Genomic DNA, 14,253 nt, shown 5'->3' with positions numbered 1-14,253 from the left:
GCTCATGACAACAGAGACTCCGTCAGCGCCTGCGGCGTAGAGTGATTGGGGACATAAAAGGCGATTTCCGTTCCTGGCGTCAGGGTGCGGATATGCAGCCCCTCGCCGTAGAGCAGTTTCACCCGATGATGAACGTTGAGCAGGCCGATTTTGTTACCTGGCATTTCATCGGCTTCCACGCGGGCGACCACGGCGGGATCGATGCCGTTGCCGGTGTCGCGAACGCTGATGCGAACCCGATTGCCGCACTCATTGATGCCGATCGTCACCACCCCTTTCCCTTTACACGGCTGAATGCCGTGCACAATGGCATTTTCCACCAGGGGCTGGATAAGCAGGCTCGGGATCACGCAGCTGACGTCGTCGTCAATATCATAGATGACCGTCAGTTTGTCGCCGAATCGCGCCTGTTCAATGGCGATGTAATCTTTGATCTGATACAGCTCTCGTTTGATATCGATCTGCTCATCGTCTTTTAATTCGATGTTATAGCGCAGATAGCGCGACAGATTAAAAATGAGCTGGCGCGCGGTGTCCGGATTAAGGCGAATCGAGGAGGAGATCGCGTTCAGGGCATTGAATAAAAAGTGTGGGTTAATCTTGCTTTGCAGAGCGCGCAGCTCCGCTTTGTTGGCCATCTCCCGCAGCTGTTCGGCGCGGGAAACCTCCAGCTGGGTGGAGATGATTTGTGACAGGCCTATCGCCATCTCCTGCAGCGTCGAGGTGATGCGATGGGCGTGGCAGTAATAGATTTTTAGCGTGCCGGTGACCACCCCCTTTTCCCACAGCGGGATGACCATTAAGGAGTGGATCTCCTGCGTGCGGTGGGCTTCGTCATTGTTTTTTATAATGATCTTTCCATAACGAATGGCCTGTCGGGTAGTGGGGCTGATGACATCGTCATGGTGTTGATAGTTGGCTTCACCGACGCCCACGTAGGCCAGCACGTGTTCCGTATTGGTGATTGCCACCGCGTCGGCGGTAATGTCGCGGCGGATGATGTCGCAAACCTGGCGCAGAGAATCGCTGTTGACCTGACGGAACAGCGGCAGGGTTTTGTTGGCAATGTCGAGCGCCAGTTTCGCCTGCCGCGCGGCGCTGGCCTCCTTTTCACCTTCCACGCTCTGCACCAGCAGCACGATAAAGCCGATGCAGACGCTGCCAAGGATCATCGGGATACCAATTTTCGAGACGATATCCAGGCCGAGGCTCAGAGAGGGCGCCCAGACTATCACCAGGATCATGGTCAGGGTCTCGCAGACCATGCCGGCCAGAATGCCGATTTTCCAGCGTTGATCGCGGGCCACCTTGCGGTTAATCAACCCCGACAGCAGACCGGCGATGATGCTGGTGATAAAGCAGGGTACGGCGGTCACGCCGTCAATATCAATCAGATAGCGGTGCACACCGGCAATCACCCCGACAATGGCTCCCACCCATGGGCCAAACAGGATCCCGCCGGACATCACGGCGATGATGCGCACGTTTACCAGCGATCCTTCCACCGGCACACCGGACCAGGTACTGAAGAGCGCGAACAGCGAGAAGATGGCGGTGACAGCCAGCAGCTCTTTCGGCGTATGCGCTGATTTATGCAGCAGTTCGCGGAACAGGCGGAGGCGAATAAGGAAAAACAGGCAAATAAGCATCAGGGCCGCACGATCATAGACCGCCAGCATCATAGTAAAGATTTCGTGCATGGGTGCGCCGCGTCAGTGGCCAGAAAAGGACATGATAAAAAACCTGACGACAGAAGACCAGCCGCAGAAAAATAATGAGGAAAAGGCACACTTTTAAAAGGGGATTGAATCATGGCAAGGCGACAAACCGCTAGACGCCAGAGGAAACGATAAATACCCGTGATAGAAAAGATATCAATATGTTACCACTTGCATACAAAACGGTATTCATCCCGCGGCGTACTGCCGTATTTAGCGCAGACGATACCCGTTTTTAACGCCAGTGATTATTTTTCGTCAGGGCTCTCGACAACGTGTTTTTTTTCAGGTTATTTTCTAAACGAGCCGCAACAGCGGCAGCGTCGCTCGGACGGTCCGGGCGCTAACGTTAATCAGAGGAACCTATGGCTGAATCCAGTCCTGAACGCCGTTTTACGCGTATCGATCGTCTCCCCCCGTACGTTTTTAATATTACTGCCGAACTGAAAATGGCTGCGCGCCGGCGCGGCGAAGATATTATCGATTTCAGTATGGGCAATCCCGATGGCGCGACGCCGCCGCATATCGTGGAAAAACTCTGCACCGTCGCGCAGCGGCCTGACACCCATGGTTACTCTACCTCGCGGGGGATCCCACGCCTGCGTCGCGCTATTTCGCGCTGGTATGAAGAACGCTATAACGTCGATATCGATCCGGAATCGGAAGCGATTGTCACCATTGGTTCGAAAGAGGGGCTGGCGCACCTGATGCTGGCGACGCTGGATCATGGCGACACCGTGCTGGTGCCGAACCCCAGTTATCCGATCCATATCTACGGCGCGGTGATTGCCGGGGCGCAGGTGCGCTCGGTGCCGTTGGTGGAAGGGGTGGATTTCTTTAACGAACTGGAACGCGCCATCCGCGAGAGCTATCCGAAGCCGAAGATGATGATCCTTGGCTTTCCCTCGAATCCGACCGCGCAGTGCGTCGAGCTGGATTTCTTTGAAAAGGTTGTCGCCCTGGCGAAGCAGTATGACATCTTGGTGGTCCACGATCTGGCCTATGCCGATATCGTGTATGACGGCTGGAAAGCGCCCTCCATTATGCAGGTGCCTGGCGCGCGCGATGTCGCCGTCGAGTTCTTTACCCTGTCGAAAAGCTATAACATGGCCGGCTGGCGAATTGGCTTTATGGTCGGCAATAAGACCCTGGTGAACGCGCTCGCCCGCATCAAAAGCTACCATGACTACGGCACGTTTACGCCGCTGCAGGTGGCGGCGATAGCGGCCCTGGAGGGCGATCAGCAATGCGTGCGGGATATCGCGGAACAGTATAAGCGCCGCCGCGATGTGCTGGTGAAAGGGCTCCACGAGGCCGGCTGGATGGTTGAGTGTCCGAAGGCGTCCATGTACGTCTGGGCGAAAATTCCGGAACCTTATGCCGACATGGGCTCGCTGGAGTTTGCGAAAAAGCTGCTTAACGAAGCGAAGGTTTGCGTCTCTCCGGGGATTGGCTTTGGCGATTATGGCGATACCCATGTCCGCTTCGCGCTGATCGAGAACCGGGACCGGACGCGTCAGGCGATCCGCGGCATCAAGGCGATGTTCCGCGCTGATGGCTTACTGCCCGCTGCGAGCTAGCGCTTCGGCGAATACGCTATAACAAAAACGGGAGCCTGTGGGCTCCCGTTTTTTTGACACCGCTGCAGTCTAGATCATCAGGGCAAAAGTACCGGCCCAAACGATGACCATAAAAGAGAGACCCATAAAGAAGTATTTCACGACTCATCACTCCACGCGCTTATGCGACGTTCAAATGAATTAATTGTTCTGTTTTTCAAGGGCTGTCGCCGGTGAAATCTCGCCCTGCGGCAGCTCGCAATTCTGTGCGTTTAATGCTCCAGATGGCGCTAATGTACGCCTAAAAAATCAGGGAAACAAGGGGCATTTTTTTATTAATTTTTAGTTACTTACGAGTGTCGTGATTCGGCGACACATTAATTTCGCCCGGTAATAAATTTAGCGCCAGCGACGCTACCAAAACGGGTTTCTCGTTAGTGAGATTAGCGGGGCTAGTCAGGCTTGGCGCGCGGCATTCAGGTTGCCACGCGCCGCCGGTTTAATGCAGATCAGAGGCGCGCTGTCGCCACTCGGCCGGGTAGTGCGCTGGGATAAAGCGCAGCGTGAGCGCCATGAGTAACAGGACACAAAGCGCATGCCAGGACCAGTCAAGGGTGTAGTTCCCGCTCAGGCTACGCAGCAGGCCGGAAAGCCAGGGCGACAGGCCGGCGATGATAAATCCGATACCTTGCATAAAGGCTACCAGCCGGCCGGCCACCGTCGGTTGCCCGGCGTGATCGAGGGCCAGCACCAGGCACAGGGGAAACGCGCCGCCCAGACCCACGCCGCAGGCGAGGGCCCAAAGCGCTGGGAAGTGCTGCGGCAGCCAGATGAAGCCGCAGAACCCAATCAGCTGTAGCGCCAGAGCAAGCAGCAGAAGCTGGCGCCGGTCATCCTGGCGAGCCAGCGCCGGCAGCAGCAGCGCGCCCGCGGTTTGCCCAACCGTCAGCAGCGCCAGCAGCGAGCCGCTGTACTGGGCGCTGTCGCCAAGCTGCATATAGTAGGGCGGCAGCCAGGCGATTAGACTGGCGTAGCCGGCGTTGATCAGTCCGAAATAGAGTCCCAGCGTCCAGGCGCGGCGCTGGCCAATAATCGCCACCCGGGGCGCGGCGCTGGTCTGATGCGGGGCGCGGGGCAGGTGCCGACAAATCGCCAGCCAGCTGAACAGGGCGAGGAGGGCGGGGAGCGCCCACCAGGCCAGCGCATCCCGCCATGCTGTGCTATGCGACGCCAGCCATGGCGTAAACGCAGCACCTAACCCGCCACCGCCCATTAGCGCCGCTGACCATAGCCCCATCACCAGCGGCGTCCGGCGGGCGAACAAGCGCTTTATTACCGCCGGGATGGCAGCCTGGATTATGCCGATGCCAACGCCTCCGGCCAGGGCGCTGGTGAGCAGTAGGCCGCTATTCGGAGCGATTTCCCGCAGCAGGGCGCCCGCCGCGATAATCAGCAGGCTTAGCGCAATGCTACGGTTTTGACCGACATAACGATCGACCGAACCGGCGGCCAGCGCCAGCACGCCCATCGCTATCACCGGCAGGGCGGTCAGTAGCGCGGCCAGGGTATAGCTCATCCCGCTGGCGGCGCGGATCTCCGGAAGCAAAGGGCCGATGGAGGTGAGCAGTGGTCGCATATTTATGCCGATCAGCACCAGGATCCCCAGCGTCAGATTCTGTCGCAACACGGCTTTCATGGCTGCTGTTCCGCCCACCGCTGATAAACTGCCAGCCCCTCCGGCTGCGGGCGATGATGGATCGGCAACGTCTGCTGCGCCAGCGGCTGCTGCAACTGCTGATAAATCGCGGCTGTGGATAGCTGGAAAGGTTCTCCGTCCTGATTGCTGTTGGCGAAAAACACTTCCCGCACGCCGGTTAAATAGAGGGCGCTAAGACACATCGGACAAGGTTGTCCGCTGGCGTAGATAACGCACTCGCGCAGAACCTCGCTCCCCAGCCTGGCGGCAATATCGCGGACGGCATTCAGTTCGGCATGCGCCGTTGGGTCGCCGCTTAGATGAAAGGTATTGACGGCTTCGGCGACAACCTCGTCATGGCGCACCAGCACGGCGCCAAAGGGACGACCACCGTGGCTGATGTTGTGGTTTGCCAGCGTTAGGGCGCGCTGGAGATAGCGATCGTGAGCGGACATAGTCACTCCTGCATAAGATGATGTTCAGGGAAAAAAGGCAACGGGTCGTGCGTAGAGGGTACGTAACTTGTTTCATAAGTTAAAAGACTTATTTATGATTAACCCTAGTTGAATTACTTATAGGTAAGCGGATGCTCCTGCGCCATCTTTCCTACTTTATCGCCGTGGCAGAACACCGTGGCTTTACTCGCGCCGCCGCTGCGCTGCACGTCTCCCAGCCTGCGCTGTCACAGCAGATCCGCCAGCTGGAAGCCATGCTGGAGGTTCAGCTTTTCGACCGTTCTGGCCGTTATACCCGGTTAACCGATGCCGGAGAGATCTGGCTGGAGTATGCCCGCCGGGCGTTACGCGATCTTGAGGAAGGGCGGCGCGCTCTGCATGACGCTGAGGATCTACAGCGTGGCAAACTCCGCATTGCCATGACGCCGACCTTCACCACCTATATGCTGGGACCGCTGGTGGAAAACTACTATCGACGCTACCCCGGAGTGAAATTGCTGATTCAGGAGATGAACCAGGAGCGCATGGAAACGATGTTGCTGCAGGATGAACTGGATGTCGGCATTGCCTTTGACGAAAGCCGTTCCCGGGATATTGTCGTTCATCCGCTGCTGACGGAAACCCTCGCGTTGGTGGTGAGCCGCAGTCATCCTCTGGCCAGAGAGAGCGCGCTCCGGCTGCAGGCGCTCGACGCGCAGCCGCTGATTTTACTGAGCAGCGAGTTTGCCACCCGAGAGCAGATCGATCGTTATTGCCGTCGTCATCGGCTCGAACCTGACGTGCGGATTGAGGCCAACTCTATCGGCGCCGTTCTGTCGGTCATTCGGCGCACGCCCCTTGCGACACTGCTGCCGGCGGCGATCGCCGGGCAGTTTGATGATGTAGTGGCTATTGAGCTCGAACCTGCGCTGCTGCAGCGAACGGCCTGTTTGCTACAGCGCAGGGATGCATGGCAGAGCGCCGCGGCACGCGAATTTATCGCCCTGGCGCGGGAGATTGCGCTAACGCTTGAGCAGGAAAACCGCCCGCCTCCTGCCTGAAGGCCTGCGTCGCTCGGCGGCGAGCCTGGACTAACGGTGGGTTGCGCTGCTGAAGTCGGCCTCATCGGGCAGGACATCCTCTCTCAGCATGACTTCCTCCTTGAGCCTTTCCAGCACGTGATGAAAGAGCTGGGTCTTGTCTGGCTCAGCCATCTTCTGCAATTTCACATTAAATAAAGTATGGGACTGAATTAGATCGTGGATAAATTCCAGCAGTACCTCACTTTGCGGAAGGGAGGTTAATTCCTGATGGATATAACCGGTTTGTTGCCGTAGCGGATTTTTTGTGACATCCATCGGTCGGGCGCTAATGCTATGGGCAAATATTTTCTCAATTGCCTGACTGGTAATATAGAGCCGGTTCAATGACAGGGTGGGGTTTTCTGCCTCCTGCGGAATGAAGTGACAATATACAAACGGTTTCTCAGGCAGCATCATGCTGAGCCTGTTTTCATGATGAATATCGTCAGGCGCCTCCAGTAACGCCATTAAATTCCGGCTGTGCGGATGCCAGAGTCCTGACGCAGTGACCTTGACGTTGAACTGCGTGACGGTATTCCCGCGCAGGGTTTCCATGACGGGAATATCGCCATCAAGCCGCAGAATGCTATGGATATGAGAGTGTGGCGACCAGAAGGTTTCCACCGTCTCCGATGAATTGAGTGGATTAAATGTGCTGGTTACTTCTTTTTCCTGATGAGAAAGGACGGCGAGTTTTAAGGTTCCCCGCGTTGGGTTAAGCTTCAGGCATAGATTGATCGCGCCGATATCATGCCAGTGAAGAATGTCTTCAATTTCGCAGTTTAATAATTTTTGCGCCCGGGGGAGAGAACAATACTCCATTGGCGGTAAATTATTTAATTTCCAGATATTCCGTTCTGTTATATTCATAAGGTTTTTTGTTGCTGAAAAAAATAGCGGTTAGTATTGGGCATAATCATCTAACAGCCACGTTTTATTGCCTGGGTTTAATGACCTGATTAATGAAATGCATTCACACTGAGAATATTATATCGATAAGTTGATTATTCTTATTGTTACGTCAGATATTAACTTGACTGCGTTATCCTATCATTTATTTCGCTCGAGAAAAATAGTTTGCTTATCGCCTGAATACAACACTTTTTTATTATTTTTATTAATGACTCCGACGAGGGTGAACGCAGCATGAGGAGTACGCGGCTCTGGAGACAAATGCCGCGACGACCGGGATAACGCAAACGGATGCTCGCAGCATCCGTTTGCAGCGGCCAGGCTTACTGCGACACAGAGGGATAGCGATCCCCCGGCTGCGCGATGGCATACCAGGCCATCATCTCCGCGGTACCCGGCTGACCTTCGGCTGGCGCCCAGTCCATGGTGTCGATTTCAGCAAGCGGTTGATAAGCGCCTTGTTTGACTTCAAATACCATTCCTCCTGCGTCAAGTGAGAGCACCGTATGCCAGGTGCCGGGCTCCATTTCCAGGGCCGTGCAGGTTTCACCCAGCACCACCCGGTTAGTAATCACGCCATGGTCATCAAAATTTAGCACCACAAAGCGGCCTTTCAGCGGCAGCAAAAGTTCAAAAGTATGTCGGTGCCGATGCGGGCGGATATAGGTGCCGGGTTCCATAGCGATAGCCAGGCGCTGCACCGGATCGCTCAGCTCAGGGTGAAAATTGCGATGGGCACGTAAGCGCGGGGAAGTGGTTGCCGCTTCGCTCTGCTGCTGCATATCGCTAAGGGTGATCTGTTTCATACCAACGCCTGGCTCCTTTGTTGTCCAGAGAGTGTTGAATCGGCAGGGCGGCAGGTTGACGCCCAGGCCACGCGATATTGTACGCAGAAAGCGTGTTGCTGTCGGTTAATTGTCGAGGCTATCGAGTACAGGAGGACTTCTGCCAGGCAACCACACAATTCCTTCCTGCTTTTTTTGCCTGGTACAGGGCGTCGTCGGCGCGGTTAAGTAATTCAGTCTCTACCGTTTTAGGATCCTCCGTAGTGGCAAGGCCGATACTGATCGTGACGCTCTCGGGGAGTTTAACCCTGCTGCTGACGTCGCCTGGGGAGATAATAGCCTGGCGAATCCGCTCGGCGATGAGTTGCGCCTGCTGTTGGCCGACGTCAGGCAGTAATAGTGCAAATTCCTCGCCGCCTGTTCTGGCCACAATATCATCTCTTCGAACCTGATCCTGAAGAACCCAGGCTACATACTGAATAACAAGATCTCCCTGAAAGTGGCCATATTTGTCATTTATGCGTTTGAAATGATCGATGTCGCATAACAAGATAGACAATGGTTTTTGCACAGAGACCCGTTGCATTTTTTTTGTCAGCGCAAGGTAAAAATAGCGACGGTTGTACAGCTGCGTCAGATAATCACGAATCGAGTTCTGATAGGCATTCTCATATTTATTGTTGGATAATTGATATAGCTTAAACGCATTAAGGAAAATAATAATAATAAAGATCAGAGTGCCCAGCGTTTCGAAAAGCCTCGCTTTATACCATGTGTTTTCGCTAGCGACATCTGCGGTTGTTAAGAAAGAGAAGGTTAAGATATAAACGAAGCAGTAAAAATAGATTCCTGTCCAGAATATATTTCTGAAGCGGGTTAATGCAATCGTCGTGAAAAAGAGGAGCGTCCACATGTAAACCATTATATTACTGGCTAAGCGTATCGTTGGTTCATACAAGTGCATTGAGGAAAATCCAACAATCAGGACGATAGCTAAAGTAAGGCTTATGCAGGCAAAGGTAATAATAATGTGATTATGGGAGGCCAGCAGGCGATGCGAACGAAATCTGGATACTAATGCCGCGGTGGTGATTTGGGTGAGAGTTAAGGCGTTGCGGTAAAAGTAATATCGCAGAAATTCATTGTATGAGATTGAGTCGTTGAGATTGCAATAAAACAGTTTGCTGTAATTTTGTAACGCAAGAATCATCATTATTGCAGAGCCAATAAAGGCACAGGCTACTGGTATGAGAAACAGACAGCGTTTATCACTTAAGTATTTTAAAGCGATAGTTATTGATATTAAAAAGTAAAATATCAGAATAATAAGGGTCATGCCGTAAAACAACAACGGCGCCGGGGTCGTTATCGTGTTAATGTAGGTTGTGGTAAAATTAATTAAGCAAAATAGCGCCAGTATAGATACAATAAAAAACAACGGTGTCCGGAGCGTTGATGAGGCTGAAGGCCTGTTCATTAGGTCATACCTGTCAGGGTAAGAAAACTATGTTGTTATGATCGTGAATATCAATATTGTGAATGACGGTGAGGAGGGAGCAGTATGCTTTTCGTGCGGTTGCTGCTGAAGATATCATTACGTTTTACAACTCGTCTTTTCCTGTGAGTCTTTCATTTTATTTGTAAAATGATCACTGGTGTTTTCCTCTTTTTAAAAAGAGGAATGGCGCAACGGGTTTTATATCTATAAATAAATCACTTTGTGCGTTAACAGGGAGGGGCATTGATGATCAGGTCGGTACTAGCTTGAGTGAACTATCTACCGGAGCTGCAGAAAAATCATCAAAAATCGCCGTGGATCCGACATAAAACAGGAGAGTCATGGTGTCCCCTGCAGGAATCGAACCTGCAACTAGCCCTTAGGAGGGGCTCGTTATATCCATTTAACTAAGGGGACAAGGCGGCACGAGTATAGCGTTTTTCGCCCGCCTGAGTAAGTGCCATACCGTCTGACTGCTTAAACCCTCGCCATTCTGAGCGCTTTTTTTATGCCCGGTCGGCGTTTTTGGCTTTTCCGGCGGCCTGCGCGCGGGCTTCTGCTTTTCGCTTGTTGCTCATGTCGTTACGGATCTGCGCATGGCTCAACAGCGCGAAGATGAAGGTTCCGCCGCAGATATTTCCCGCCAGCGTCGGCAGGGCGAACGGCCAGATGAAGTCGCTCCAGGGAAGGCTTCCGTTAAATACCAGATAGAGGATCTCTACCGAGCCCACCACGATATGGGTGGTATCCGCCAGGGCGATAAGCCAGGTCATCAGAATGATCACCACGATCTTGGCGGCGCCGGCAAGGGGAAACATCCAGACCATGGTGGCGACCAGCCAGCCGGAAATAATCGCATTGGCGAACATCTCCGTCGGGCTGTTTTTCATCACATCTTCGGCGATGCTGACGAAGGCCTGGCGGGTCGGCTCATCAAAAACAGGCATATAATTGAAGGCCCATGCGGCCACCGCGGTGCCGATGAGATTGCCCGCCAGTACCACCGACCATAGCCGCATCAGCAAACCGACGTTTCCGGGGGTGGGATTGTGCATCACCGGCAGTACGGCGGTGACCGTGTTTTCCGTGAACAGCTGCTGGCGGGCCATAATCACGATAATAAAGCCGAAGGTATACCCGAGGTTCTCGAGTAAAAATCCGCCAGGGATCCCCTCCAGCTTGACGTGAAAAATCCCTTTCGCCAGCAGGGAGGCGCCCATCGACAGACCGGCCGCAATCGCCGACCACAGCAGGGCCAGCGCATCGCGCTCCATCTCTTTTTCCCCTTCCTGGCGAATATGTTCATGGATCGCCATCGCCCGAGAGGGAAGGCGATCTTCGTCAACTTCTATCTCTTCACCGCGCTGTTTTTCTTCACTTTCGACCTCGCGTTCGTCATCCGCAGGCTTTAATTTGTTATCGTCTGGTTCATCCATTTCACGGCCCTCGCTGACAAGTTATCTAGTTAAAGCGTAGCGGCTTTCCCTGGCGACTGGCTGGGGATACTCTTAAATCGCAAAAATGGTTACGCCAGATTTTTATCGCTCCGCTAGAATAGGAGCCCCGCGATCTCGTTATTCCCAGGCTATGATCAAATCAACAACTTGGGTGATATAGACATCGTTCAACGTGCTGTTACAATCGCTCACATCTTTACGGGCGGAAACGTTGTCTTTCCGTCATGGATGGCAACTCGCGATAGCCATAAAAACCAGGGAGACATCTATGAATTATCGCCTGTCGGCGCTTGCGCTTGGCGCCACATTGCTGGTGGGATGTGCCAGTTCCAGCTCTGGCGATCAGCCGCAGGGGCGCTCAGACCCGTTAGAAGGGTTTAACCGCACGATGTTCAATTTCAACTTTAACGTGGTTGATCCTTACGTGCTTCGTCCCGTCGCGGTGGCATGGCGTGACTATGTTCCGCAGCCGGCGCGCAATGGCTTAAGTAACTTCACCAGCAACCTGGAAGAGCCGGCGGTGATGGTGAACTCCTTCCTGCAGGGCGACCCCTATAAAGGGATGGTCCACTTTACCCGCTTCTTCCTGAACACCATCCTCGGGATGGGGGGGCTGATCGATGTCGCCGGGATGGCTAATCCGCAGCTGCAGCGCGTTGAACCGCATCGTTTCGGCAGCACGCTTGGCCACTATGGCGTCGGCTATGGTCCGTATGTGCAACTGCCATTCTACGGCAGCTTTACCCTGCGCGACGAAGGCGGCGATATGGCCGATGGCCTCTATCCGGTGCTCTCCTGGCTGACCTGGCCGATGTCGATCGGCAAATGGGCGGTGGAAGGCATTGAAACACGCGCTCAGCTGCTGGATTCCGACGGTCTGCTGCGCCAGTCTTCCGATCCTTACATTATGGTGCGTGAAGCTTACTTCCAGCGTCATGACTTTATCGCCAACGGCGGTAAGCTGACCCCGGCGGACAATCCGAACGCCCAGGCCATTCAGGATGAACTGAAAGATATCGATTCACAGTAATCGGCAAAGAAAAAAAAGGGTGAACATGATGTTCACCCTTTTTTGTTGTGTGCCGCTTATCAGAAGCGGTAGTTGAAGTTGGCGCCGTACAGCCAGGCGGTCCCTTCGGAGCGGAAGGTATACGGGCCTTCCTTGATTTCAACATGCTGCCCGTGCATATAGGAAATCCCGACGTCAACCGACGCATCCTTGTTGAACGCGTAGGTGGTACCCGCGCTCAGCCACAGGCGATCCTGATCCGGAATGGAAATGGAGCGATTGTTGGCTGGTACCGGGCTGTCATCGAAGGCGATACCGGTGCGGAAGGTCCAGTTATCGTCATAATAATAGGTGGTCCCCAACGCAAGTCGGTAGGCGTCCTTAAAGCCTTCCTCTTTATAGAACAGCGTCTGGCCGTTGCTGCCGGTGGCTTTCAGCTCCTGGAACTGACTCCAGCTGGTGTAGGTCAGACTGTAGTGGACCGCCCACTGCGGTGCTACGCGGTTATAACCCGACAGCTCCCACATTTCCGGCAGGTTAAGGGTCAGTGAACCGTCGGTGGTTTGGCCATTAGTACCTGCTGGCAGACCGAAGTTGCCGAGGATCTGGTTATAGGCTGCCGGCAGGCTGCTGCGGTAGTTACCGTCGAAGTCGATCTTGACCTCGGAACGGTAGGTTAAACCGTAGCGGTTATTTTTATCCAGCTCGTAGAGGATACCGGCGTTCCAGCCAAAGCCCCAGGCGTTGCCGTTAAGATGGGCGATCTGCGTGTCGGCCGGGATCTTCGCTACCTGGCCCGCCAGCGCCGGCGGCAGCGCGCCCGAGCCAGCGACAATCTGCCCCAGATCGCCAGCATAGCGCTCGATCTTCGCCTTAGCGTAGACCGCGTCAAAGCCTAAGCCGAAGCTCCAGTTGCTGTCGAGACGGTAGGCGCCGCTCAGGTTAAAGTTCGCGGTGGTCAGGTCGGTTTTCCCGCCCATGCTGCCGGCGGCATAGTCATCGTTGTATTCGGTTGCCAGGCCGTAGTTGGAGGTGATGGACGCCCCCCAACCAAACTGATCGTTAATCGGCGCGACAAAGTGGAAGTTAGGTACCCACGCCGTCGGGGCGATATTGTCTGCATTCAGGCTTTTGCCGGTGGGTGAAGTCCCGGAGACATTGACGCCCGGGTCGACAAAAACGGCGCCCGCCGACATGGTCGGACGGTCAAACATCATAATTAATGCCGGGTTACGACTGGCATTGCCTGCATCGTCTGCGATAGCCCCTTCACCGGAATAGGCCCGACCCAGCCCTGATGAAGAGAATTCGTTGAGCTGGAAGCCTGCTGACCAGGCCTGGGTGGAAACAAGTGCGACAGCCACTGCAAGGGCAGATTGGGTAAAGCGGGTTTTCTGGCTCATGCCCATAACCTCATTGAGTTATTTTTTTTTAAACTATGTTACATGCCGTAACAGAAGCGCGGAAGTGTAGGGTCTGCGGTACAACAGAGAAATCAGACCAGTGCGCTGAGTATAGGTCTGACCAGATGAGTTGTTGCAAGTTTGTTTATGAAGTTTTTCAATTGTGATAACAGAAACGCGATCCAGCTGGCAAAATTGTCGGGGGGAAGGAGAGAGAGAAAAGGTGATTTTTGTTTTAGATCATTTTTAAGTGTGATTTCTGTCACTTAACGCCGCGATGGCGATTATCGGCTGGAGGCAGACCAGGGAGCGGGCGTAAAATAGGCACATAAATTGTCTGGCACCGCAGGTGCATATCCAGAGGAAATCTACGATGAGTAAATGTAGCGCTGATGAAACCCCGGTTTGCTGCTGTATGGATGTTGGGACCATTGTCGACAACACCGACTGCACCGCCTCATACAGCCGCGTATTCGCCAACCGTGCGGAAGCAGAGCAAATGCTCGCCGCGCTGAGCGAAAAAGCCCGCAGTGTGGAATCTGAACCGTGCAAGATTAATCCCGTCTTCGCCGACGTTGACGGCGGCGTACAGCTGGATATCGATTTTGTGTTTAGCTGTGAGGCCGAATCCCTGATCTTCCAGTTGGGTCTGCGTTAATCCCTCCGCTTAACGCCCCGTGAAAGGGGCGTTATCTTTTCC

The 14,253-nt window shown here is 54.1% G+C and carries 14 protein-coding genes and 1 tRNA gene; 5 read left to right on the top strand and 10 right to left on the bottom strand.

The features are described 5' to 3' along the window. Positions 1-2: 2 nt before the first annotated feature. Positions 3-1,700, bottom strand: a complete 1,698-nt coding sequence (locus tag GT756_RS18165; RefSeq protein ID WP_160124979.1) for a sensor histidine kinase — start codon at positions 1,698-1,700, stop codon at positions 3-5. Between GT756_RS18165 and GT756_RS25965 the strand changes: the two genes are divergently transcribed. Further along, positions 1,699-1,797, top strand: coding sequence for a hypothetical protein (locus GT756_RS25965; RefSeq protein WP_032428955.1), 99 nt, complete (start codon positions 1,699-1,701; stop codon positions 1,795-1,797). The genes GT756_RS18165 and GT756_RS25965 overlap by 2 nt on opposite strands. A gap of 286 nt (positions 1,798-2,083) precedes the next feature. Continuing rightward, a complete protein-coding gene (gene alaC, locus GT756_RS18160) occupies positions 2,084-3,298 on the top strand; it encodes an alanine transaminase (protein WP_004202031.1) in 1,215 nt (404 codons plus the stop codon). Positions 3,299-3,367: 69 nt separating this feature from the next. On the opposite strand, the gene ypdK is transcribed toward alaC, so the two are convergent. The 3 genes from ypdK to GT756_RS18145 all read right to left on the bottom strand — a co-directional run bounded on the left by ypdK (position 3,368) and on the right by GT756_RS18145 (position 5,428). After that, the gene (gene ypdK, locus GT756_RS18155; RefSeq protein WP_099119320.1) at positions 3,368-3,439 is read right to left on the bottom strand and encodes a membrane protein YpdK; all 72 of its coding nucleotides are present in this window, start codon (positions 3,437-3,439) and stop codon (positions 3,368-3,370) included. Between the two features lie 337 nt (positions 3,440-3,776). After that, positions 3,777-4,973, bottom strand: coding sequence for a CynX/NimT family MFS transporter (locus tag GT756_RS18150; protein ID WP_004202032.1), 1,197 nt, complete (start codon positions 4,971-4,973; stop codon positions 3,777-3,779). Further along, complete coding sequence (locus GT756_RS18145; protein ID WP_004202034.1) at positions 4,970-5,428, bottom strand: nucleoside deaminase; 459 nt, start codon at positions 5,426-5,428, stop codon at positions 4,970-4,972. The genes GT756_RS18150 and GT756_RS18145 overlap by 4 nt, the downstream gene beginning before the upstream one ends. A 131-nt stretch (positions 5,429-5,559) precedes the next feature. Here GT756_RS18145 and cynR point away from each other — a divergent pair, with 131 nt between their 5' ends. Further along, positions 5,560-6,468, top strand: a complete 909-nt coding sequence (gene cynR / locus GT756_RS18140) for a transcriptional regulator CynR (protein ID WP_160124978.1) — start codon at positions 5,560-5,562, stop codon at positions 6,466-6,468. A gap of 30 nt (positions 6,469-6,498) precedes the next feature. On the opposite strand, the gene GT756_RS18135 is transcribed toward cynR, so the two are convergent. From GT756_RS18135 to GT756_RS18115, 5 genes are all read right to left on the bottom strand, one after another. Further along, on the bottom strand, positions 6,499-7,359 hold the full coding sequence (locus GT756_RS18135; RefSeq protein WP_160124977.1) for a hypothetical protein: 861 nt from the start codon (positions 7,357-7,359) through the stop codon (positions 6,499-6,501). A 365-nt stretch (positions 7,360-7,724) separates the two neighbouring features. Next, positions 7,725-8,207, bottom strand: coding sequence for a WbuC family cupin fold metalloprotein (locus GT756_RS18130; RefSeq protein ID WP_004202038.1), 483 nt, complete (start codon positions 8,205-8,207; stop codon positions 7,725-7,727). A 118-nt stretch (positions 8,208-8,325) separates the two neighbouring features. Then, on the bottom strand, positions 8,326-9,663 hold the full coding sequence (locus tag GT756_RS18125) for a sensor domain-containing diguanylate cyclase (RefSeq protein WP_064150940.1): 1,338 nt from the start codon (positions 9,661-9,663) through the stop codon (positions 8,326-8,328). A gap of 363 nt (positions 9,664-10,026) precedes the next feature. Then, positions 10,027-10,101, bottom strand: a tRNA-Arg gene (locus GT756_RS18120). An 89-nt stretch (positions 10,102-10,190) separates the two neighbouring features. Next, positions 10,191-11,120, bottom strand: coding sequence for a formate/nitrite transporter family protein (locus tag GT756_RS18115; protein ID WP_004201800.1), 930 nt, complete (start codon positions 11,118-11,120; stop codon positions 10,191-10,193). 289 nt (positions 11,121-11,409) lie between these two features. On the opposite strand from GT756_RS18115, the gene mlaA reads away from it, so the two are divergent. Next, positions 11,410-12,171 (top strand): phospholipid-binding lipoprotein MlaA, encoded by a 762-nt coding sequence (gene mlaA, locus GT756_RS18110; RefSeq protein WP_004201799.1) that lies wholly within the window; start codon positions 11,410-11,412, stop codon positions 12,169-12,171. Positions 12,172-12,230: 59 nt separating this feature from the next. Here the strand turns inward: mlaA and fadL are convergent, their stop codons facing one another. Further along, positions 12,231-13,553 (bottom strand): long-chain fatty acid transporter FadL, encoded by a 1,323-nt coding sequence (gene fadL / locus GT756_RS18105; RefSeq protein ID WP_004201798.1) that lies wholly within the window; start codon positions 13,551-13,553, stop codon positions 12,231-12,233. Between the two features lie 373 nt (positions 13,554-13,926). On the opposite strand from fadL, the gene GT756_RS18100 reads away from it, so the two are divergent. Further along, the gene (locus tag GT756_RS18100; protein ID WP_004201797.1) at positions 13,927-14,211 is read left to right on the top strand and encodes a YfcZ/YiiS family protein; all 285 of its coding nucleotides are present in this window, start codon (positions 13,927-13,929) and stop codon (positions 14,209-14,211) included. The last annotated feature ends 42 nt before the right edge of the window (positions 14,212-14,253 follow it).

Origin of the sequence: Klebsiella sp. Q2, from assembly GCF_009900705.1 — a bacterium.
GTDB classification, from domain to species: Bacteria; Pseudomonadota; Gammaproteobacteria; order Enterobacterales; family Enterobacteriaceae; genus Klebsiella; species Klebsiella quasipneumoniae.
This window is presented reverse-complemented; position numbering and strand designations above follow the sequence as displayed.